The sequence below is a fragment of the Vibrio lentus genome (genome assembly GCF_002875945.1).
In the GTDB taxonomy this organism is placed as follows: domain Bacteria; phylum Pseudomonadota; class Gammaproteobacteria; order Enterobacterales; family Vibrionaceae; genus Vibrio; species Vibrio apostichopi.
In genome coordinates this window covers 35988-60031 of record NZ_MCZK01000113.1, presented here as the reverse complement: position 1 = coordinate 60031, position 24044 = coordinate 35988, and the positions used below count along the sequence as shown (strand labels likewise).

Annotated in this window: 10 protein-coding genes; 5 read left to right on the top strand and 5 right to left on the bottom strand. The window is 47.3% G+C overall.

The window, feature by feature from the left end; all coding sequences use genetic code 11:
* The first annotated feature begins 259 nt into the window (after positions 1-259).
* Genes BCT49_RS26340 through pfaD form a run of 5 tightly spaced genes read left to right on the top strand, consistent with a single transcriptional unit; the run spans position 260 to position 17976 of the window.
* Positions 260-451 (top strand): hypothetical protein, encoded by a 192-nt coding sequence (locus BCT49_RS26340; protein ID WP_020628682.1) that lies wholly within the window; start codon positions 260-262, stop codon positions 449-451.
* Positions 451-8283 carry a type I polyketide synthase gene (locus BCT49_RS11505; RefSeq protein WP_102435317.1) on the top strand — a complete coding sequence of 2611 codons (7833 nt, stop codon included), beginning with the start codon at positions 451-453 and terminating at the stop codon, positions 8281-8283. Before BCT49_RS26340 ends, BCT49_RS11505 begins: the two co-directional genes overlap by 1 nt.
* Positions 8283-10337, top strand: coding sequence for a PfaB family protein (locus tag BCT49_RS11500; protein WP_102435316.1), 2055 nt, complete (start codon positions 8283-8285; stop codon positions 10335-10337). The genes BCT49_RS11505 and BCT49_RS11500 overlap by 1 nt, the downstream gene beginning before the upstream one ends.
* A complete protein-coding gene (locus BCT49_RS11495) occupies positions 10334-16300 on the top strand; it encodes a beta-ketoacyl synthase N-terminal-like domain-containing protein (RefSeq protein ID WP_102435315.1) in 5967 nt (1988 codons plus the stop codon). The genes BCT49_RS11500 and BCT49_RS11495 overlap by 4 nt, the downstream gene beginning before the upstream one ends.
* A 38-nt stretch (positions 16301-16338) precedes the next feature.
* Complete coding sequence (gene pfaD / locus BCT49_RS11490) at positions 16339-17976, top strand: eicosapentaenoate synthase subunit PfaD (protein ID WP_102435314.1); 1638 nt, start codon at positions 16339-16341, stop codon at positions 17974-17976.
* A gap of 97 nt (positions 17977-18073) precedes the next feature.
* Here the strand turns inward: pfaD and hflX are convergent, their stop codons facing one another.
* The 5 genes from hflX to BCT49_RS11465 form a co-directional block, all read right to left on the bottom strand.
* Entirely contained in the window at positions 18074-19441 is a 1368-nt protein-coding gene (gene hflX / locus BCT49_RS11485; protein WP_102435313.1) for a GTPase HflX, read from the bottom strand.
* A 279-nt stretch (positions 19442-19720) separates the two neighbouring features.
* Positions 19721-20833, bottom strand: coding sequence for an ABC transporter ATP-binding protein (locus BCT49_RS11480; protein ID WP_065113367.1), 1113 nt, complete (start codon positions 20831-20833; stop codon positions 19721-19723).
* A 6-nt stretch (positions 20834-20839) separates the two neighbouring features.
* On the bottom strand, positions 20840-21697 hold the full coding sequence (locus BCT49_RS11475; protein ID WP_102435312.1) for a carbohydrate ABC transporter permease: 858 nt from the start codon (positions 21695-21697) through the stop codon (positions 20840-20842).
* Positions 21694-22632 carry a carbohydrate ABC transporter permease gene (locus BCT49_RS11470; protein WP_009848503.1) on the bottom strand — a complete coding sequence of 313 codons (939 nt, stop codon included), beginning with the start codon at positions 22630-22632 and terminating at the stop codon, positions 21694-21696. The genes BCT49_RS11475 and BCT49_RS11470 overlap by 4 nt, the downstream gene beginning before the upstream one ends.
* A 144-nt stretch (positions 22633-22776) precedes the next feature.
* On the bottom strand, positions 22777-24024 hold the full coding sequence (locus BCT49_RS11465; protein WP_054548180.1) for an ABC transporter substrate-binding protein: 1248 nt from the start codon (positions 24022-24024) through the stop codon (positions 22777-22779).
* Positions 24025-24044 lie beyond the last annotated feature (20 nt).

Genomic DNA, 24044 nt, shown 5'->3' with positions numbered 1-24044 from the left:
AAAAACAACCCATACTCATTAATTATCAATAAGTTAATTAAATTAAAAATACAAAAATCAAAACCATGCCAAATTCATCTGGTCTGAACAGATCATAGTGGCCTCTGGGAGCATTGTATCGACAACTCACCTCGGGTAGCCTGCTCAACCATTAAACAAATTCACACGTTTTCTTTGCGGATACCGATTTGTCATTTAGTCAGACTTTGAACAGGATTTTAATGGACATCGCCTCAACATTTGAATGCCACCGTCGCGCATGAAACACCTCCCCTACTCTCGTAAGTCAACGCACTTCGAAAGCCTAATTTCTATCTGGTTGCCGCCACTCAGCAACCTGAATTTTCAGCTGCGCTTCCCTAAATCTGTTTCAGATTTTCTTTCTATAGCTTTAAAAGCGCAGCCTCAAAACACGACATCACTTTCTGTGATTTCTAGTGGAGACTCATAATGAGCCAACCCGAGACAAATACACCGGAATCAGTCGACGATACTCGATTGAATAAACGCCTTAAAGATATGCCTGTCGCTATCGTTGGTATGGCGAGCATGTTTGCAAACTCTCGTTACCTGAATAAATTTTGGGACCTTATCAGCGAAAAGATCGATGCGATTACTGAAGTGCCAGATACGCACTGGCGTCCAGAAGATTACTACGATTCAGATCGTACTACGCCAGACAAGTCTTACTGTAAGCGCGGTGGTTTCATCCCTGAAGTGGACTTCAACCCAATGGAGTTCGGCCTTCCGCCAAACATCCTAGAACTGACTGATACGTCACAGCTGCTTTCTCTGATCGTGGCAAAGGAAGTACTTGAAGATGCAAAACTTCCTGAAGGCTATGATCGCGATAAGATCGGTATTACGCTCGGTGTTGGTGGTGGTCAGAAGATCGCTCAAAGCCTGAATGCTCGTCTTCAATACCCTGTTTTGAAAAAAGTCTTCAAGAGCAGTGGCATCAACGACGAAGACAGCGAGATGCTGATCAAAAAATTCCAAGACCAATACATCCACTGGGAAGAGAACTCATTCCCTGGTTCATTGGGTAACGTAATTTCAGGTCGTATTGCTAACCGCTTTGACCTTGGTGGCATTAACTGTGTAGTAGATGCTGCTTGTGCAGGTTCTCTAGCCGCAATGCGCATGGCTCTAAGTGAGCTAGTTGAAGGCCGCAGTGAAATGATGATCACAGGTGGTGTGTGTACTGATAACTCACCAACCATGTACATGAGTTTCTCTAAAACACCAGCATTCACCACCAATGAAACCATTCAACCTTTCGACATCGACTCAAAAGGTATGATGATTGGTGAAGGCATCGGCATGGTTGCTCTTAAGCGTCTTGAAGATGCAGAACGCGATGGCGATAGAATCTACTCAGTGATTAAAGGTGTCGGTTCTTCTTCGGATGGTAAGTTCAAGAGTATTTACGCACCTCGCCCTGAAGGACAAGCGAAAGCGCTTAAACGTGCTTACGATGATGCTGGTTTCGCACCGCACACACTTGGCCTTTTAGAAGCGCACGGTACAGGTACAGCTGCGGGTGATGTGGCTGAATTTGGCGGCTTAAACTCGGTATTCAGTGAGAACAATGAAGAGAAGCAACACATTGCGTTAGGCTCTGTGAAATCTCAAATTGGTCACACTAAATCAACTGCGGGTACTGCAGGTTTAATCAAAGCTGCATTAGCACTGCACCACAAAGTACTGCCGCCAACAATTAACGTATCGGCTCCGAATCCTAAGTTGGATATCGAGAACTCACCGTTCTACCTAAACACACAAACGCGTCCTTGGATGAAACGTGTCGACGGCACACCGCGCCGCGCAGGTATCAGCTCATTCGGTTTTGGTGGCACTAACTTCCACGTTGTCTTGGAAGAGTACACCCCAGAACATGCTCGCGGTGACAAATACCGTCAGCGCCAAGTACCGCAAACTCTGTTATTCAGCGCGGAATCTCGTCAAGCACTGATCAATGAGCTAAAACAAGTTTCAACTCAAGCTGCAGATGCTGCGTTCAAACTAGTAGCGCTTGCTGAACAAAACGCTCTACGCGAAATTGACGCTAAGCATGCTCGTATTGGCTTAGTCGTGACTGACCAAGCAGACCTTCAAGCGCAGCTGACTCAAGCGGTTTCTATGCTTGAAAGCCAAACCAAAGCACATTGGCAGATGCCAAACGGTACTAGCTACCGTGAGTCGGCACTGATTGCTGAAAACGGCGCAGGTAAAGTGGCAGCACTATTTGCAGGTCAAGGTTCGCAATACCTAAACATGGGTCGCGAGCTTGCTTGTCATTACCCTGAGATGCGCCAACAGCTTGCTCAAGCGGATCAAGTATTTGGTCAGCACAAGAAAACGGCTCTGTCGCAAATTCTGTTCCCAATTCCAACCTTCACACCGGAAGCAACCAAAGCTCAAGAAGCAGTGCTAACCAACACGGCCAACGCGCAAAGTGCGATTGGTACTGTGTCTATGGGTCAGTTCGACATCATGACTCAAGCTGGCTTCAAAGCAGACATGGTCGCAGGCCACAGCTTTGGTGAGCTAAGTGCACTATGTGCATCGGGTGTTATCTCGCAAGACGATTACTACCAACTAGCTTTCGCTCGTGGCGATGCGATGGCAGCGACACCTGAACAAGGTGACAGCGGTACTATGTTTGCGGTCATCCTAGACGCAGACAAACTTCCAGCCGTTGAAAACTGCATCAGCCAATTTGAAGGCGTGAGTATTGCCAACTACAACGCTCCGACTCAACTGGTTATTGCAGGTCCAACTGCGACGGTTCAACAAGCAGCACAAGCGCTAACTGAACAAGGCTTCAAAGCAATTGCTCTGCCAGTATCTGGTGCTTTCCATACACCGCTTGTTGCTCACGCTCAAAAACCATTTGCTGCTGCAATTGATAAAGCTTCATTCAGCGCTCCAACACTGCCGCTTTACTCAAATGCAACAGGCAAGCTGCACAGCAAAGACGCTAAAGCGATCAAGAAAGCGTTCAAGCAACACATGCTGCAATCGGTTCGTTTTAGCGAGCAAATTGAAGCGATGTATGAAGCCGGTGCACGCGTATTCGTAGAGTTCGGTCCGAAAAACATTCTTCAAAAGCTGATTGAGAAAACATTGGCTGATAAGAACGAAGAGCTTTACGCAATCAGCATCAACCCAAGCCCTAAAGGCGACAGTGACCAACAGCTTCGTTTAGCTGCGGTTCAACTGTGCGTGGCAGGTGTTTCATTAGACAACATTGACCCTTACCAAGCTGACATTGCTGAACCTGCAAAGGCATCACCAATGAACATCAAACTGAATGCAACCAACTACATCAGCCCTGCTACTCGTAAGAAAATGGATCAATCATTGGCTTCGGGCAACGTCACCGAAAAGACTGAGATTGTTGAAGTGAAAGTTGAAGTCGAGAAAATCGTGGAAAAAGAAGTGATTAAAACAGAAATCGTTGAAGTACCTGTGGCTGCTCCTCAAGCTTCAAATGTACAACAATCAGTTGCAGCACCAAGTCTACAAGTAGCAACAGCAACTCAGCAGCTTCAAGTAGCACAACCTGCACCAGCGACTATTCAACCAACAGCTTCAGTAACGGTTGATGAGTCTTCACTGCAATCGTTCTTCAATGCTCAACAACAAGCAGCAGAAGTACATCAGCAGTTCCTTGCGATTCCTCAGCAATACGGTGACACGTTCAACACCCTAATGTCTGAGCAAGCGAAAATGGCAACAGCAGGCGTAGCAATTCCTGAGAACCTACAGCGTTCTATGGAGATGTTCCACCAGCACCAAGCTGAGACGCTAAAAGCGCACGCTCATTACCTAGAAATGCAAGCGCACAGCAACAACTCAGCACTGAACATGCTGACGCAAGGATCAGTCGAAACAGCACAACCAACCTTCGTTGCTTCTGTAAATGCTCAGCCAGCGATTCAAGCTCCAGCTACTCCAACAGCTGTCGTTCAACAACCTGTAGCTCAAGTGCAAACGACTCCTGTACAAGCAGCACCTGTTCAAAATGTGGTAGCTCAGAAAGCTCCAGTACAGAAAGCCGTGCCTGCACCGCAAGTAGCGGCTCAAGCGGCAGCGCCTGTTGCAGCTCAACCTGTGCCAGTTAAAGCGCAACCAGCTCCTGTAGCTGCACCAGTAGCAGTACAATCAGCCGATGCTGAAAAAGTGATGCTAGAAGTGGTCGCTGAGAAAACGGGTTACCCAACGGAAATGCTTGATCTAGAAATGGACATGGAAGCAGACCTTGGTATCGACTCAATCAAGCGCGTAGAGATTCTTGGTACCGTTCAAGACGAAATGCCAAACCTACCTGAGCTGAACCCTGAAGATTTAGCTGAGTGTCGTACTCTTGGCGAAATCGTCGGCTACATGAACAGTAAAAGCATGAACAGCAAGATGCCAGCATCAGCGCCTGTTGCCGCACAGCCAAGCGCAACTGCTCCTGTTCAAGCAGCTAACGGTCTTGATGCAAAAGTCGTTCAACAAACCATGCTAGAAGTGGTTGCTGAGAAGACAGGTTACCCAACGGAAATGCTTGATCTAGAAATGGATATGGAAGCAGACCTTGGTATCGATTCAATCAAGCGTGTTGAGATTCTTGGTACGGTTCAAGATAAACTGCCTACTCTTCCAGAGCTAAACCCTGAAGACTTAGCTGAGTGTCGTACTCTGGGCGAAATTGTTGACTACATGAACAGTAAACTTCCGACTTCTGCACCAGTTGCAGCACAAACGGAAGTAGTGGCGCCAGCAGCAGCTAACAACGGACTAGATGCGGCTGTCGTTCAAAAAACCATGTTAGAAGTAGTAGCAGAGAAAACGGGCTACCCGACTGAAATGCTAGACCTAGCAATGGATATGGAAGCTGACCTTGGTATCGATTCAATCAAACGTGTTGAGATTCTTGGTACGGTTCAAGATGAACTGCCTACTCTTCCAGAGCTAAACCCTGAAGACTTAGCTGAATGTCGCACTCTAGGCGAAATCGTAGCCTACATGAACAGCAAGCTTCCAGCTTCTGCTCCAGTAGCAGCTCAAATATCTGCACCAGTGCAAGCAGTATCAAACGGTTTAAACGCAGAACAAGTTCAAAGCACAATGTTGAGCGTAGTAGCGGATAAAACGGGCTACCCAACAGAAATGCTCGACCTAGCAATGGACATGGAAGCAGACCTTGGCATCGACTCAATCAAACGTGTAGAGATCCTTGGTACGGTTCAAGACCAGCTGCCAACATTGCCAGAACTAAACCCTGAAGACCTAGCTGAGTGTCGTACTCTGGGTGAAATTGTTGACTACATGAACAGCAAGTTAGCTCCTAGTTCGGAAGCAGCGGCAGTAGCTCCTGCTGCAGAAAGCGCAAGCAACGACCTAAAACCTGCTCATGTTCAATCAACAATGATGGAAGTGGTTGCCGACAAAACAGGCTACCCAGCAGAAATGCTCGATCTAGCAATGGACATGGAAGCAGACCTTGGTATCGACTCAATCAAACGTGTTGAAATTCTAGGTACAGTTCAAGACCAGCTACCAACGCTGCCAGAGCTAAACCCTGAAGACTTAGCTGAGTGTCGTACTCTTGGTGAAATCGTTACCTACATGCAAAGCAAGCTATCCGCTGCTGCACCCGTAGCGACTGCTAAAGCTGATTCAGTAACGCCTATCGCAGAAACAGCGACAGCGGAACTTCCTCCACACAATGAGGTAGCGCTAAAAAAGCTACCAGCGGCAGATAAACTCGTCGATTGTTTCTCAAAAGACGCTTGTGTCGTGATCACAGATGATGGTCACAACGCCGGTGTTCTAGCAGAAAAGTTGACCGCTAACGGCATTCAAGTTGCTGTAGTGCGTAGTGCTCTTTCTGCCGCGTCACCTTTAAACAGTGAAATCGCAAGCTACACACTCAACAGCGTCGATGATGCTGGTGTGACTGCAGTTATTAACGACATCGAAGCAGACCTTAAAACGTCGAACAAAGTGATTGCTGGCTTCATTCACCTACAAGCTATCGTTGATGCTAAACAAAGCAACGAGCAAGCGGTTAACTTGAATGCAGACTCAAGAGCTTCACTGACGACAGCGTTCTTATTCGCCAAGCACCTAAATGGCCAACTGAATGCCGTTTCTGGTCGCAGCGTGTTCTTTACACTAAGCCGTATCGATGGTGGCTTTGGTTACCTAGATACTAAGCAATTAGCGAATGCAGAACTTAACCAAGCGGCTCTATCTGGTCTAACTAAGACACTGAGCCATGAATGGTCAAACGTATTCTGCCGTGCATTGGATGCTGACGCTTCTATTGATGCTCGTCACCTAGCTGAAGCTATCACAGGTGAACTATTCGATATCGATACCAACACGGTTGAAATCGGCCTTAGCCATGCGGAAAACGGTGAATCTGGTCGTGCAACATTGATTGCGGCAACACCAGGTGCTGCACAAACTAAAAACACAGGCGCTCAACTCACCAAGAGCGACAAAGTTCTGGTGACGGGTGGCGCTAAAGGCGTGACGTTTGAATGTGCACTGACGCTTGCTAAGCAATGTAAGTCTCACTTCATTCTTGCAGGTCGTAGTAAGCATATTACTTCAGCTGAGCTACCTCAGTGGGCACAAGGCAAGCAAGAGAAAGAGCTAAAACCAGCGGCTATCGCTCACCTACAAGCTACGGGTGATAAGCCAACGCCGAAAAAAGTTGATGCCTTGCTAAAACCGGTATTGAGCAGCCTTGAAATCAACGCAGCACTTGCCGCTTTCAACGAGATTGGCGCGAGTGCTGAATACCTAAGCCTAGATGTATCGAACCATGAGTCAGTAGCGAAAACGCTGGCGAATTTCGAAGGCATCACAGGTCTTATCCACGGCGCTGGTGTACTGGCTGACAAACACATTCAAGACAAAACACTTGATGAACTGAACATGGTTTACGGCACGAAAGTGGGCGGACTAGAAGCGGTTCTTGGCGGTCTTGATAGCAGCAAGCTAAAACTGATTGCGATGTTCTCTTCGGCGTCGGGTTTCTACGGAAACACAGGCCAAAGCGATTACTCGATGTCTAACGAGATCCTAAACAAAGCGGCTCTACAGCTGTCTGCTCGCAACCCTCAAGCGAAAGTGATGAGCTTCAACTGGGGACCGTGGGACGGTGGCATGGTAAACGCAGCACTGAAACGTATGTTTACAGAGCGCGGTGTGTACGTAATTCCTCTTCAGGCGGGTGCAGAACTATTTAGTTCTCAACTACTGAACGAAACTGGCATTCAATTGCTGGTTGGTACGAGCATGCAAGGTTCTGACAACAAGGAAGCTGCTGTAAAAAAGCTTAATGCGGAGTCTGTGCATCTTGCAAAGAGTCCGCTGAATACAAGCATCACTGTGACACGTCATCTTGATCCAAAGGCATTGCCTTTCATTCAAGATCACTGCATTGCCGGTAACCCTGTGTTACCGACAGTGTGTGCCATCCAATGGATGCGTGAAGTCGCAGAGCAACTGTTAGGGGTGAACGTTAGCGTTCACAACTACAAACTGCTTAAGGGTGTGATTTTTGATACTGATGAAGTGCAAGAGCTGAAACTGGTTCTTTCTTCTGATGCTAAATCAAAAGATCAGCTAAAAGCGGTGATCAGTTGCCAAGGGCGACCACAGTATCAAGCTCAGTTGCAAGTTGCCTCTGTACAAGTGTCTGAAGATGTTCAACAAGCGTCAGTAAAACGCTTTGAGGCCAACACTTCAGCACCTGTAACAACGGCACAAGCTCTATACAGTGACGGCACTCTGTTTCATGGACCAAGATTGCAAGGTATTACCTCAGTCGAACGCTTTGACGACTTAGGTTTATTGGCTCAATGCCAGTTGCCTCACATTGAAAACAGCGACTGCGGATCATTTATTCCTAAGCAAGGTTTTGGTGATAGCCAGCCATTTGCTGAAGATTATCTGTTGCAAGCCATGTTGGTATGGGCTCGATTGAAATACGGCGCGGCAAGCCTACCGTCTGCAATCGGTGAGTTTATTTGTTACGCACCGATGCACAATGGTGACCAAGGTTGGCTAGAGCTGAGCGTGATAAAAAGCACGGCTCGTTCGCTGCAAGCTGATATCTCGCTTTACCATCAAGATGGTCGTTTAAGCGCAGTAATGAAAGGCGCCAAAGTCACCATCAGCAAGAGCTTAAATGACGCATTTTTGCCGAAATCTAGCTCAGCAGTATCAAAGAAAGAGGCGACTAAAAACGCAGAAAAGGAGCAATTGTCATAGTGACTGTTCCTACTAATAAAGCGATGCCATTGCGCATCGCTCTTTTAGCTCAGCCAGCAAACGCGGCTGAGCTTTCTGCCGACTTATTCCCCTCGTTCTCAGAGATGATAACTGTTGTGGTTGATGGCAATTTTAATCAAGCACTTAGCCGTGCGATTGAGACTGTAAATCAAGGCACTGCTGTTAAACTCTGTTTGGATTCTCACTCACCATCATTGTTGATGTTAAGTGCGCTGAATGCTGCTCAGAATAAGATTCACCCACACGCGAATTTAGCGGGCTTTGCCGAAACTCTCGATCTGGATAATGGAGATAGCGTTCAACTTGCTCTAGAGATGTCACGCCGCCCCGCTTCAGATTTAAGCCATCAACAACAATACTCAACCCTATCTGCTTCGCAGCAGTTTAATGAATTGTTGAATATGATTGAGGCGATATCGAGCCGTTCATTGCCGAGCCATTCATTACCTAACAATTACTGGTTTACTGAACCGAACAAAGCACGGGTTGCTGCGTTAACTTTCAGTGACGATAGCCAAAAAGCCACCAGCCTGATATTGACTCAAGCGACCGGTTTGCACGAACCAAAGCCATTGCTATCGAGCGAGCGTTTGATGTTTGTGGTTTCTGGCAATGACCAAGCTGAATTAGTTTCTAAGCTAGCCTCACTAAGAGCTGAGCTTAAATGCGTTAGCGATTCGGCGGACAGCGAACTTGCTATCGCCAGCTTGATGTATTCAAACCTAAGCCACTTTCAAAGCGTTCAGCACAATGTTGGCCTTAACGCGAACATCGTGATTCAAGCCGCTTCAATCGATGCTGCACTACAAGAGATCACAGCGCTAGAAAATGCGTTGCCAAAAGTAATGGCTGACAATAGCCAATACAAAACGCCAGCGGGCAGTTGTTTCTCACCGATGCCTCAAAGCAAAGGTGGCGTTGCATTTGTTTACCCTGGTGTTGGCACGGTTTATCCCGGCATGTTGCGCGAGTTTCACCACCATTTCCCACAGTTATTTGCTCGTTTAGAACGTGAAGGTAACTTGAAAGAGATGCTGCAGGCTGACAAAACCTACGCTGAAGACTCGCAAGAAATGTCGCTCAGTGAGCTGGCAATTGCCGGTGTGGGCAGCAGTTATCTGTTAACACAACTGCTATGTGATGAATTCAAAGTGCAGCCAGATTTCGCCTTGGGCTACTCCAAGGGTGAAGCCTCCATGTGGGCCAGCTTAAATGTTTGGAAAAACCCACATGCGCTGATTGAGATGACTCAAACCAGCCCTATTTTCACGACAGCTATTTCTGGCGAGCTCACCGCAGTGCGTCAAGATTGGCAGCTGAACGGCGACGAAAGCATCCAATGGAATAGCTTTGTGGTTCGCAGTGATGCACAAGCGATTGAGGCTCTGTTACCAGAATTCCCACGCGCTTATCTCGCTATCATCCAAGGTGACACTTGCGTACTGGCAGGTTGTGAAAGCACATGTCGTGCACTACTCAAAAAACTAGGTAAACGTGGCATTGCCGCGAATCGTGTTACCGCAATGCACACCACACCAGCATTGAGCCAACATAGCCAAGTGCGTGAGTTTTACACGCAACCACTGTTCGACGAATTGCCAAAGCATATCCGCTTTATCAGCGCAGCAGGTCTACCGACGGGCGCACCAATCAATATCGACAGCGACAGCATCGCCCTTTCGATTGCCGACACTTTCTGTTCGACGCTGGATTTCACTGCGTTGATCCAGAGTGCGCGTCAGCAAGGTGCTCGCCTGTTTGTCGAAATAGGTGCCGATCGTCAAACCAGCACATTGATCGACAAGATCAATCGTAGCGATAGCGTAGCCGACCAAGTCTGCACAATCGCTTCCAATGCCAAAGGCGGTGACGATGTTGTCACGCTCATCAAGTGCATTGGTCAGCTCATTACTCATCAAATCCCATTGTCTGTCGAGCCACTTATTCAAGGGCTAAAACAACAGATCACCACTAAGCAATTAAGTGGTGTATCTCAAGGCAGTGCAGTGAATCATCAAGGAGAGCTAGTATGAGTTCTCAATCGAAACCATCTCAATATAAATATCAGGCTCAAAACAAACAGCAAGTGAAGTGCAATAAGATCGCGATTGTCGGTATTGCTAACCAATACCCAGAAGCTGATACGCCAAAAGACTTTTGGCAAAACTTGCTGGATAAAAAAGATTCTCGAACCACATTAAGCGCTGAAAAGCTAGGTGCTAAACCTGAAAGCTATCAGGGCGTGCAAGGCGAATCAGACCGCTTTTACTGTGATAAAGGCGGCTACATCGAAAACTTCAATTTCGATAGCAGTGGCTACCGCTTAACAGCAGAATCGTTCAACGGTGTTGACCAAAGTTTCCTATGGGCTTTAGATACAAGTCGTAAGGCGTTAGTCGACGCAGGCATTAATTTAAATGCCGATGTTTTAGAGCGCACAGGCGTGATCATGGGTGCCCTTTCGTTCCCAACCACACGTTCAAACGACTTGTTTCTGCCGATGTATCACTCGGTGGTCGAGAAAGCACTACAAGCTAAATTGTCTAATGACCAGTTTTCACTGCTGCCAACCAATGAAACCGCGCAAGACCTCAATCCTATCAATGGTGCAGCGGCACACAACGCCTCTAAGTTAGTGGCTGATGCATTGGGTTTAGGCAACGTGCAACTTAGCCTAGATGCGGCATGCGCAAGCTCAGTGTATTCATTGAAGCTAGCGTGTGATTACTTGAAGACGGGCAAAGCCGACATGATGTTGGCGGGCGCGGTATCCGGTGCTGACCCATTCTTTATCAATATGGGTTTCTCAATCTTCCACGCTTACCCTGACCACGGTGTGTCGGTTCCGTTTGATAGCAACAGTAAAGGTTTGTTTGCTGGCGAAGGTGCTGGTGTTTTAGTCCTAAAACGCTTAGCTGATGCAGAGCGTGATGGCGATAATATTTACGCAGTCGTCAGCGGTATTGGCTTGTCGAACGATGGTCGTGGCCAGTTCGTATTAAGCCCAAACAGCAAAGGACAAGTACAAGCCTTTGAACGCGCTTACGAAGCTTCAAACCTAACACCAGACAGCATTGAAGTGATTGAGTGTCACGCAACCGGCACGCCATTAGGTGACAAGGTTGAGTTAACCTCAATGGAGCGTTTCTTTGCTGACAAATTGAATGGTTCTAACCCGCCATTGATTGGTTCTGCGAAGTCAAACCTCGGGCACTTACTGACTGCGGCGGGTATGCCGGGGATCATGAAGATGATCTTTGCGATGAAAGAAGGCGTGCTTCCGCCAAGTATTAATTTGGACAAGCCACTGTCTTCACCAGAAGGTTTATTTGGTTCACAGACCCTACCAACACAGGTTCAACCTTGGCCAAGTAAAGCGGGCAACCAAGAGCGCTGTGCGGGTGTTTCTGTATTTGGTTTCGGTGGTTGTAATGCTCACTTACTGCTTGAAGCGTATTCAGACACCAGTCATGTAAACCAGACTCTAGAGTCAGCGTCTCCAAGCCTACAACCGTCTAATTTAAGCATTACTGGTCTAGCGTCTCACTTCGGTTCTCTGCAAAGCATCAATGCGCTAAGCACTGCGATTGAGACCAATAGCGATGCTTTCATTGCTTTGCCTAAGAAACGCTGGAAAGGCTTAGACCAACATCCAGAACTACTGAATCAGTTTGGTTTACATGGTATTCCAAACGGAGCCTACATCGATCAATTCGATCTCGATTTCCTACGCTTCAAAGTGCCGCCTAATGAAGATGACCGTTTGATCTCTCAGCAGTTGCTATTGATGAAAGTTGCAGACGAAGCGATCAAAGATGCCAAGCTTGTTGCTGGCCAAAAGGTTGCGGTTTTAGTCGCGATGGAAACTGAGCTTGAGATGCACCAATTCCGTGGGCGCGTAAACCTGCATAGCCAACTGGCTGACAGCTTTGCCAACATGGGTATTGAGCTAACACAAGATGAATACCAATCGCTAGAAACCATCGCGATGGACAGTGTGATGGACGCAGCCAAGCTGAACCAATACACCAGTTTCATCGGCAATATCATGGCTTCGCGTATCTCTTCATTGTGGGACTTTAACGGCCCTGCCTTTACGATTTCAGCCGCTGAACAGTCGGTTGCTCGTTGTATCGATGTTGCACAAAACTTGATGTCGCAAGAATCCATGGACGCAGTCGTGATTGCAGCCGTTGACCTTAGTGGCAGTGCAGAGCATGTGATTCTGAAGAACAGTGTGAGCCCAGTGTCGCTTGCTCCAAAATTCGGACAACCGCAAGACGGCAGTTGGAATGTGGGCGAAGGCGCAGGTGCAATTGTTCTTGTTGAAGAAAGCCGAGTAACGCGCAACCAAGACGCGGCTTACGGCAGCATCAACGCATTGGCCTTTGGTTCAAGCGAGAATAACAACGCCGTTGTTGATGAATTACTGACTCAAGTTGGTATGAGCTCGAACGATGTTTCTCTGCTTGAGCTTAACCATGCACCTGAATCTTCATTACATCAGTCTTCATCATATCTGTCTTCGTCTCTAAGTTTAGCGAGCACAAGGACGACTCAAGCGAGTCAACGTGTTGGTCATTGCTCTGCTGCTTCTGGCATGGCAAGCCTACTACACGGTCTCCTCAACCTGAACCTTGAGTCTCTGAATCCAAATGTCAGCTCTAAGAGCGCGATTGTTGCCAACATCAGCGAAGGACAATGCTCACAGCTGCTACTAAGCCAATCGAGTGTTGAATCTCAATCACTATCGGTTCGTTTAAGCAGTGAACTGGCGAGTGATGCTAAACGTCAATTGGTTAAGCAAGTGACTCTTGGTGGCCGCGATATTTATCAACATATTGCCCAAACCCCAGTGACTAACTTGGCAACAATTCAACACAAAGCTTCAGGTAAACAAGCAGCAAGAGTGGCGTCGGTTCCAACGACAGCAAGCATTCAAGCAGCCCTTGCGCAAAAAGAGTTAGAGAAGAAAGCACTAGCGCAGAACGCGGTAGAGCCAGTAATCGAAACTCCTACATCAGTATCCCCTACTCTGGCGCCAACGCGCCACAGTCAGCTAACAGGTAACCACAGCAATATGACTCATGTCCTATCCGCTAAAAATGGCGTATCGAATATCGACGCTAATACGGATGCAGCATCACAGCCGTCTGTAACACCACACAACCAAGCTTTTGCTCAAAATCAGCAAGCAGCTCAACAGGTACACAAAGCATTCCTGCACACTCGTGCCCAAGGCATGCAAATGGCTGATGCACTATTGAAAGCACAGCTAAACGCAGTTACGTCTGGTTTAGATAACTCAGCCGCTTCTCAACAAACGAATGGCCAACAAACGACTGATCAGCAAACATTAGCTCAACTGGCTCCGGTTCAGTCAGTGCCAGTCAACGTACTTGCAACGCCTGCACCAGTAAAACCTATCCGTAAGCCATGCATTTGGGATTACGATGATCTGGTTGAATACGCTGAAGGCGACATCGCCAACGTATTTGGCCCTGATTACGCGATCATCGATAGCTACTCGCGCCGCGTTCGCTTACCAACCACTGACTACCTATTGGTATCTCGTGTAACCAAGCTCAACGCGACAGTGAACGAGTACAAACCAAGCACCATGACCACCGAATACGACATCCCTGTTGATGCGCCGTATCTTGTTGATGGTCAGATCCCTTGGGCAGTGGCGGTTGAATCTGGTCAATGTGACCTAATGCTAATCAGCTACTTAGGTATCGATTTTGAAAACAAAGGCGAGCGTGTTTATCGCTTACTTGATTGTACGCTGACTTTCCTTGGCGACTTGCCTCGTGGTGGCGATACGCTGCGTTACGATATCTCAATCAACAACTTTGCTCGCAATGGCGACACGCTGCTGTTCTTCTTCTCGTACGAGTGTTTCGTTGGCGACAAGATGATCCTGAAAATGGATAACGGTTGTGCAGGCTTCTTCACCGACGAAGAGCTAGCAGACGGCAAGGGTGTGATTCACACTGAAGATGAAATCAAGGCGCGTAAGCTGGCAACTAAACAACGCTTCGACCCTATGTTGCACTGCCCTAAAACGCAGTTTAACCACCAAGAATTACGTCATCTACTGACTGCCAACATCGCAGAGTGTTTTGGCCCGACTCACCAATCTAATCGCCACCAGCCTTCTTTGTGCTTCAGCTCAGAGAAGTTCATGATGATCGAAAAAGTTAGCCGTGTTGAACCGCAAGGCGGCACATGGGGACTTGGTCTGATTGAAGGTCACAAGCAGCTAGAGCCTGAGCACTGGTACTTCCCTTGTCACTTCAAAGATGACTCAGTAATGGCTGGTTCTTTGATGGCAGAAGGTTGTGGTCAACTGCTGCAATTCTTCATGATGCACCTTGGCATGCACACGCTTGTTCAAAATGGTCGTTTCCAACCGCTTGAAAATGCCCCTCAACAAGTGCGCTGTCGTGGTCAAGTTCTACCACAATCGGCAGAACTGACTTACCGCATGGAAGTGACTGAGATTGGTCTAAGCCCTCGCCCATACGCGAAAGCCAACATCGATATTTTGCTCAACGGCAAAGTGATTGTTGATTTCCAAAACTTGGGTGTGATGATCAAAGAAGACGACGAATGTACTCGTTACCTGCCTTCTTTAGAAACAGCTGTCGCGACCCCTGTTATCGAAAACTTGGGCCATACACCAGCAGTGAACCAACAGGCTTCAGCCAATGCACCATTGATGGCTCAAATTGAAGACCTAGAAACGGCGCCAAATAAAGGTGTGGTTCCTCTTCAACACGTTGAAGCTCCGGTAACGCCTGATTACCCGAACCGCACACCCGATACAGTTCCATTCACGCCATACCATATGTTCGAATTCGCAACCGGCGATATCGAGAAATGTTTCGGACCTGACTTCTCTATCTACCGTGGCATGATTCCACCACGTACTCCGTGTGGCGACCTACAGCTAACTACTCGTGTGGTTGAGATCGACGGTAAGCGTGGCGACTTCAAGAAGCCTTCATCATGTATCGCAGAATACGAAGTGCCAGAAAATGCATGGTACTTTGATGAAAACAGCCACCAGACCCTAATGCCTTACTCAGTATTGATGGAGATTTCGCTGCAGCCAAACGGCTTTATCTCTGGCTACATGGGCACAACACTGGGCTTCCCAGGTGAAGAACTGTTTTTCCGTAACCTAGATGGCAGCGGCAAAATGCTGCGTAACGTCGACTTGCGTGGCAAAACGATCACCAACGATTCTCGTCTGCTTTCAACAGTAATGATGGGCACCAACATCGTACAGAGCTTCAGCTTCGAACTGAGTACTGACGGCGTGCCTTTCTACCAAGGTACAGCGGTATTTGGTTACTTCAAAGGCGCAGCACTGAAAGACCAACTTGGTTTGGACAACGGTAAAGTGACTCACCCTTGGCACGTTGATAACAACCGCACACCGGATGTAAACATCAACCTGCTAGACAAAACGACGCGTTACTTCAATGCACCTGTTTCTGCTAATGGTGAAGTGCAAGAGCACTACCAACTGGCTGGCGGTCGTTTGAACTTTATCGATACAGTACAGATCACCAGCGATGGTGGTAAAGAAGGCCTTGGTTACCTATACGCTGAGCGCACGATTGACCCAAGTGATTGGTTCTTCCAGTTCCACTTCCATCAAGATCCGGTAATGCCAGGTTCTCTAGGTGTCGAAGCGATCATCGAACTGATGCAAACCTATGCGCTAAACAAAGACCTTGGCGCTGGTTTCCGCAATCCGAAGTTTGGTCAAATCCAATCTGAAGTGAAATGGAAATATCGTGGTCAGATTAACCCTCTGAACAAACAGATGTCTCTGGATGTACACATCACTGCGATTAAAGACGAAGACGGCAAACGCATCATCGTTGGCGACGCAAACCTGAGCAAAGATGGTCTGCGTATTTACGAAGTGAAAGACATCGCAATTTGTATCGAAGAAGCCCCTGCTATCGATAAAGCATAAGCCGCCACTAGAGACAAAGAATTAGGAAAGAATTTAGTATGACAACTCAAACTACAATTAATAACGAAAAGCTATCTCCGTGGCCTTGGCAGATTGAAGGGAGCACTACCCATTTCGATAACGCAGCAATGTCGACAATTTTGAAAGATTTGAGCCTTGCTTGTTACGTAGTGAACCACCCTGAAAAAGGCTTAGGCGTAAGCCAACAAGCTGAAATTGCATCAGGCGATTCAGCAAGCTCGGCGAACAACCAACCTGTTAGCGCCTTTGCTCCAGCTCTTGGTACACAAAGCCTAGGCGACGAAGATTTTCGTCGCTGCCACGGCGTGAAATACGCTTACTACGCAGGCGCAATGGCAAACGGCATTTCATCTGAAGAGTTGGTGATTGCGCTTGGTCAGGCTGGCATTCTTTGTTCATTTGGCGCGGCGGGCTTAATCCCGTCTCGCGTCGAGCAAGCGATCAACCGCATTCAAGCAGCACTGCCAAACGGTCCTTACGCATTTAACCTGATTCACAGCCCAAGCGAACCCGCTCTAGAGCGCGGCAGTGTTGAGCTGTTTTTGAAGCACAAAGTGAAAACCGTTGAGGCTTCAGCATTCTTAGGTTTAACACCGCAAATCGTTCACTACCGCGCTGCGGGCCTTAGCCGCGATGCACAAGGTGAGATTCAGATTGGCAACAAAGTTATTGCTAAGGTAAGCCGTACTGAAGTCGCAAGTAAGTTCATGCAGCCTGCTCCTGTGAAAATGCTGCAAGCTTTGGTTGATGAAGGCCGAATCACAGCAGAACAGATGGAACTGGCACAGCTTGTTCCTATGGCTGATGACATTACTGCAGAAGCCGATTCTGGTGGTCACACTGATAACCGTCCACTGGTTACCCTACTGCCAACGATTCTTGCACTGAAAGAGCAAATCCAAGCTCAGTACCAATTCAAAACTCCGCTACGTGTCGGTTGTGGCGGTGGCGTAGGTACGCCTGACGCTGCTCTAGCGACGTTTAACATGGGTGCTGCTTACATTGTTACCGGTTCAATCAACCAAGCATGTGTTGAGGCTGGCGCGAGCGAACACACACGTAAGCTGCTTTCGACAACCGAAATGGCTGACGTGACTATGGCCCCGGCGGCCGACATGTTCGAAATGGGCGTGAAGCTACAAGTGGTTAAGCGCGGTACCTTGTTCCCAATGCGTGCCAACAAACTGTATGAGCTATACACACGTTACGACTCGATTGAAGCAATTCCAGTAGAAGAACGACTGAAGCTTGAGAAGCAAGTATTCCGTTCAACACTGGATGACATTTGGGCAGGGACTGTGGCGCACTTTAACGAGCGCGACCCTAAACAGATCGAACGTGCTGAAGGCAACCCAAAGCGTAAAATGGCGTTGATCTTCCGTTGGTACTTAGGGCTTTCTAGCCGTTGGTCAAACACCGGTGAACAAGGTCGTGAAATGGATTACCAAGTATGGGCAGGCCCTGCACTTGGCGCATTCAACGCATGGGCAAAAGACAGCTACCTAGATGATTACCAACAGCGTAATGCCGTTGATCTTGCTAAGCATCTGATGCACGGTGCGGCTTACTTAGCACGTGTTAATCTGCTGACTTCGCAAGGTATCAAGCTTGACCCAGAACTAGCACGTTGGAAGCCAACTCAAAGAATGGCATAGGCATTTCAATACAGCGTTAATTAAGCTCAACCAATAAAAAAAGCGACCACTTAGGTCGCTTTTTCTTTGGACGTTCTTATCTAAATTAGATAGACGATTAAGAGTTCTGCATACGCTTTTTCAAACGTGCTAAGTCAATTTCACTAGAGCGAACGGTCAACTTAATACACTCGTAATCGTACTCTTCTTTAACCACACTCATGTTTGAGCGAATCTCACCGATGATGCCTTGTCCAGAATAAGGGATGGTGATCTCTTCTTCGATCATGCCTTCTTCTGCAACACCAACGATGTATTTATGCAGTTTCGTGATATCTAACGGATCACGAGTCGACGTTAGCATCGCGTCTGGGAATTCTTCAATCAGCGCTAACTGATCTTCTTCACTCAGTCTATCGCACTTGTTCAGCACTAATAGTTTTTCGCTACCTTCAACGCCCACTTGTGCTAATACGTCGTGTACCACATCAAGCTGAGCTCGGAATGAAACGTCTGAAGCATCAACCACATAAAGCAACAATGAAGCATCGTGCGCTTCTGCTAGCGTTGAGTGGAATGAAGCAACCAGATCGTGTGGCAGTTTCTTGATGAAACCAACGGTATCTGAAACCAAGATACGCGGCTGAGTAATCGGCTGAAGTGCACGAACCGTAGTGTCTAGGGTTGCGAACAGTTTATCTTCACCGACCACTTCGGTTGCGGTCATTGCACGCATCATCGAAGATTTACCGGCATTGGTGTAGCCAACTAAAGCAACAGTGAAAAGCTCTGCGCGCCTTGTGCGTCGGGTCTTCATTTCATCTTGTACGCTTACTAGCTCGCGCTTAAGCGCAGCAATTTGGTCACGTACGTTACGACGGTCTAGCTCTAGTGAAGTTTCACCTGCGCCCTGACCCATTTGACGCTCTTTATCACCCTCAGCCGTTTCACGAAGTCGTGGCACCAAGTAGTTTAGACGAGCGATATCAACTTGCAGACGAGCAGTACGAGTACGAGCGTGACGGCTAAAGATTTCGATGATGATGCCAGTACGGTCAAATACTTCCACACCCAAACTCGCCTCAACAGTACGCATTTGAGATGGACTTAAATCACAGTCAAAGACCACAACATCAGCGGCACCGTATTGGAAGTTGCCCGTTGGAAGATCATCAAAATCTAGCTCATCGATTTCAGAACTAAAATCAAACGACTCATCAATAAAATCTTCATCTTCAGCTTCTTCAATAGAGCCTTGGTAACCAGTTAGGTGTGCAATTTCGGCAAGCTTACCTGCACCCAACACATTCTGTCGTTGAGATGAACTATGGTGTTGCGATTGCGTACCAACGACTTTAAACCCTAGGGTTGACACTAAGCGAGCAAGTTCGGCAAGAGACTCTTTTGCTTCGTCACCTTTAAAATCCGGTGTCGTAATAGAAATAAGTAAAGCGTTATTCGCCGCTGGTTTTGCTGTTAGTTTCATGTTTTATTCTGTCTATGCACCAAAGTGCAACCTAGTATTTGATCTAAAGTAGTGTGATCCTACGCGTTTCTACGTCAGCTTTATAGAGCTAAGGGATACTAAATCACGATATTATTACAGTAGAAGCATATATATCGTTTACCCCTTTGTTTTTATAAGGAATAAAAAGCAAGTATAGACAACGAAAAAGGCAGCATCACGTTACTTATTACTAGTTGGTGATACTGCCTTTGATTTAGACATGAACTTTGATTATTAAACTAACTCAGCAACTAGAAGTTAGAAGTCGATTCTCGCTTCGGTTTGAGCATCGAAGAATACAGCTTTCGATAAGTCAAAATGAAGCGGTGCCATTTGCCCAACCGACACTTCAAATTCTGGCGATAAACGACATGCGACTTCTTGGTCGTTCACTTTAACCATCGCAATCGTATCTGGCCCTGTTGGCTCCAACACTTCTAATTGCAGGTCTAGTTTTGTGGTTGCCGACACATCATCACCTTCTTGCTCAGTAATGTGTTCAGGACGCAACCCAATGACCAATTCCTTGCCATCTTGGTCACGCATACTCTGTGGCAATCGAATGTGGTGTTCTTGCTCCGCCGTGCCAGTTACTTTGATGATCGGATTCTGTTCCTCATCCAAATCCACCATGGTCTTAATGAAGTTCATGGAGGGTGACCCCATAAAGCCCGCCACGAACATATTGTTTGGCTTGGTGTAGATCTCTTGTGGTGTGCCTAACTGCTGCAGTTCACCATCTTTCATTACTGCGATGCGGTCAGCCAGTGTCATTGCCTCGATTTGATCATGGGTTACATAAACAATCGTGGTATTCAACTTTTGGTGCAGACGTTTAATCTGGTGACGCATCTCAACACGCAGCTTGGCATCCAAGTTAGAAAGCGGCTCATCAAATAGATACAGCTTAGGACGACGAGCCAAAGCGCGACCCATCGCGACACGTTGACGTTGACCACCAGAAAGTTGTGACGGTTTACGATCCAGTAACTGTTCGATTTGCAGCATTTCTGCCACTCGATTAACCTCAGCATCAATCTCTTGTTGCGGCATCTTGCGAATCTTCAAACCGAAAGCGATATTACCGCGTACCGTCATGTTTGGGTAAAGCGCGTACGACTGAAACACCATCGCAATATCGCGGTCTTTAGGTTCAACCTGCGCCACGTCTACACCATCAATTACAATCTCACCCGAGCTAATATTTTCAAGCCCAGCGATGGTGTTCATTAGTGTGGATTTCCCACACCCCGAAGGGCCGACAAGTATCAAAAATTCCCCCGAATCGATACTGATGTCGATGCCCTTTAACGTTTCGTTGTCCGCGTTGCGATAGGTTTTACGGATCTGTTTTAAATCTAATGTTGCCATGGGTAATTATCCTTTTACTGATCCTGCCGTTAGGCCACGAACAAAATATTTTCCTGCGAAGACATACACCAACAGCGTTGGCAGTGCGGCGATGATCGCGGCAGCCATGTCGACGTTGTATTCTTTAACGCCAGTGCTAGTGTTGACTAGGTTGTTTAATGCCACGGTGATCGGCTGAGTTTCTGAACCGGAATAGACCACTCCGAACAAGAAATCATTCCAGATTGCAGTGAACTGCCAGATCACCGTCACCATGATGATTGGTGTCGAGATCGGTAATAAGATCTTGAAGAAAATCGTAAAGAAGCCAGCACCATCCAACTTAGCCGCTTTGATCAGTTCATCAGGAATCGAGATGTAGAAGTTACGGAAAAACAGAGTGGTAAATGCCATGCCATAGATAACGTGCACAATCACCAAGCCGATGGTCGTGTTCGCTAAGCCCATCTTGCCCAGCGTGGTCGCCATTGGTAACAACACCACTTGGAATGGTATGAAGCAACCGAACAGCAGCAAGCTAAAGAACAGGTTTGAGCCTCGGAATTGCCACTTAGTAACCACATAACCATTGAATGCGCCGAGCAATGTTGATATCGCTACAGCAGGAATCACCATTTGGAACGAGTTCCAGAAGTAGCCTTTGATGCCTTCACATTTCACGCCAGTACAAGCGGTATCCCACGCTTTGTACCAAGCATCAAACACCCACTCTTTCGGTAAGCTCATCAAGTTACCTGCCTTTATGTCTGGCAGAGTTTTGAATGAGGTCAGTACCATTACGAACAGTGGCATTAGGTACACTAAACAGAAGAAAAGCAGTGCTGAATAGATAAACATTCGAGCAAAATTGATGTTATTCATCATGACTTTTTCTCCCTAAGTTCAGAGTAAAGGTAAGGCACGAGAATCGCTAAGATACCGGCAAGCATCATCATGGCACTGGCAGCACCTAGGCCGATCTGTCCACGAGTGAATGAGTGTGCGTACATGAATAGCGCTGGAAGATCCGATGAATAACCTGGGCCACCCGCTGTCATCGCGGTCACAAGGTCGAAACTCTTAATCGCAATGTGTGAGGTGATGATCACCGCACTGAAAACTACTGGGCGCAAGCAAGGCAGAATGATTTTGAGATAAATGGTGGGTAAGCTTGCCCCATCAATTTGAGCAGCTTTGATGATTGAAGAGTCAATGCCACGAAGGCCGGCTAAGAACATCGCCATCACGAAGCCTGAAGACTGCCAAAGCGCTGCAATCACTAAGGTGTAGACCGACATTTCAGAGTCAACTAACCAATCGAATTTGAAGTCAGTAAATCCCCAGTCTTGCATCAACTTTTCAATGCCAAGACCTGGATTAAGAATCCATTTCCAAGCGGTACCCGTGACGATGAACGACAACGCCATTGGGTATAAATAGATAGTACGAATCGCGCCTTCTTGGCGGATATTCTGGTCAAGCAACACAGCCAAACCAACACCTAGCAAGATAGCAATCGCCATGAATAGAAAACCAAACACACCGAGGTTGGTGATTGAGGTGATCCAGCGATCGTTGTCCATCAGCTTTTCATATTGGGTTAAACCAACAAAGTTAAAGCTCGGCAGAAATCGAGAGTTGGTGAACGACAACGCGGCCGTCCAAAAAATGTAACCATAGATACAAACCACGGTCACTAACGCGGTGGGCGCCAATACAATTTTAGGTAACCAATGTTGCAACCTGTCAGCAAAACTCGGTTTTGGCGCAGGCTGGCTCCTTGTGGGTTTTGGAGTCGACTCAGTCAAAACATGCTCCATAACTTATCCTTGTTGCACAATCGAGCCGATGGCTTACCTCTCGGCACCACATCAGCATCACGCATATCAGAATTGGGAATAAAGAGTAGATAGGCTCCCTACGAGCCTACCCACCCTGGGGGTTTGGTGTTAGACCAAATTAGATTAGATAGCCGCTTTCACTGCTTTCGCTAACTTGGCTGCCGCTTGTTTAGGATCGGCATCTTTCTCATTGAAGAAGTTAGTCACGACGTCATAGATAGCGCCTTGAGCGTAGCTTGTTGTCGCTAGGCCGTGAGCCATACTCGGAACAAGATCGCCCGATTCCGCACTCGCTTTGAAGGTTGCCATTGAATCCAACGCACACTGGTCGAACTTAGACATGTCCATATCTAGACGTACAGGGATAGAACCTTTGTTAAGGTTGAAGACTTCTTGGAAATCTTTGGTAAGAATGGTTTTCGCTAGATCTTGCTGCGCTTTTTGGTTCTCTTTGTCGCTTAACTCAAAGAACGCAAAGCTATCGATATTGAAGGTAAATTGGCCGTCAGTGCCCGGAGCTGGTGCACAGATGTAATCTTTACCCGGTACTTTGCCTGCCGCAGTAAATTCACCTTTAGCCCAGTCACCCATGATCTGCATCGCGGCTTCGCCATTGATAACCATTGAAGTTGCTACGTTCCAATCACGACCTGGAGAGTTACTGTCGATGTAGTCACGCATCTTTTTGAACTTGGTGAACACTTCCACCATTTTGTCGCCAGATAACACGTCCATATCAAGTTCTACGAACGCTTTGTTGTAATCTTCACTGCCTAGTACGTCGAGAGCCACTGCTTCGAATACCGTCGCGTCTTGCCAAGGCTGACCACCATGAGCCAAGGGAATGAAGCCAGCCGCTTTAATCTTGTCTGCAGCAACAAAGAACTCATCTAATGTCGTTGGAACCGTAACGCCTGATTTTTCTAAAACAACAGGGTTAGCCCAAAGCCAGTTAACACGGTGAACATTGACAGGAACTGCCACATATTCGCCATCCCACTTCATCACTTTAGTCACTACTTCTGGTAGTAATTCATCCCACTGTTCTTGTTTCGCAGTTGCATCGAGAGACGTTAGAAAACCTAAACCACCCCACTCCTGAATATCATGACCTTTGATCTGCGCTGCAGATGGTGGGTTGCCTGATACTGCTCGCGTTTTTAAAACGGTCATCGCACTTTCACCGCCGCCACCAGCCACTGCAAAGTCTTTCCACGTATGGCCTTGTTCTTCAATCATCTCTTTCAGTACCGCAGCGGATTTCGCTTCGCCACCGGCAGTCCACCAGTGAAGCACTTCCACTTCACCAGCTTGAGAAAATGTTGAGGCAGCAAGAAGAGATAGAGTAAGTAGGGTTTTATTGATTTTCATTATAATCTTCCATGTTTAGC

Excerpts from the sequence above, each read along its gene's own strand:
- BCT49_RS26340 (WP_020628682.1), top strand. The coding sequence starts at position 260 with ATGAAACACCTCCCCTACTCTCGTAAGTCAACGCACTTCGAAAGCCTA.
- BCT49_RS11505 (WP_102435317.1), top strand. The coding sequence starts at position 451 with ATGAGCCAACCCGAGACAAATACACCGGAATCAGTCGACGATACTCGA.
- BCT49_RS11495 (WP_102435315.1), top strand. The coding sequence starts at position 10,334 with ATGAGTTCTCAATCGAAACCATCTCAATATAAATATCAGGCTCAAAAC.
- pfaD (WP_102435314.1), top strand. The coding sequence starts at position 16,339 with ATGACAACTCAAACTACAATTAATAACGAAAAGCTATCTCCGTGGCCT.
- hflX (WP_102435313.1), bottom strand. The coding sequence starts at position 19,441 with ATGAAACTAACAGCAAAACCAGCGGCGAATAACGCTTTACTTATTTCT.
- BCT49_RS11480 (WP_065113367.1), bottom strand. The coding sequence starts at position 20,833 with ATGGCAACATTAGATTTAAAACAGATCCGTAAAACCTATCGCAACGCG.
- BCT49_RS11475 (WP_102435312.1), bottom strand. The coding sequence starts at position 21,697 with ATGATGAATAACATCAATTTTGCTCGAATGTTTATCTATTCAGCACTG.
- BCT49_RS11470 (WP_009848503.1), bottom strand. The coding sequence starts at position 22,632 with ATGGAGCATGTTTTGACTGAGTCGACTCCAAAACCCACAAGGAGCCAG.
- BCT49_RS11465 (WP_054548180.1), bottom strand. The coding sequence starts at position 24,024 with ATGAAAATCAATAAAACCCTACTTACTCTATCTCTTCTTGCTGCCTCA.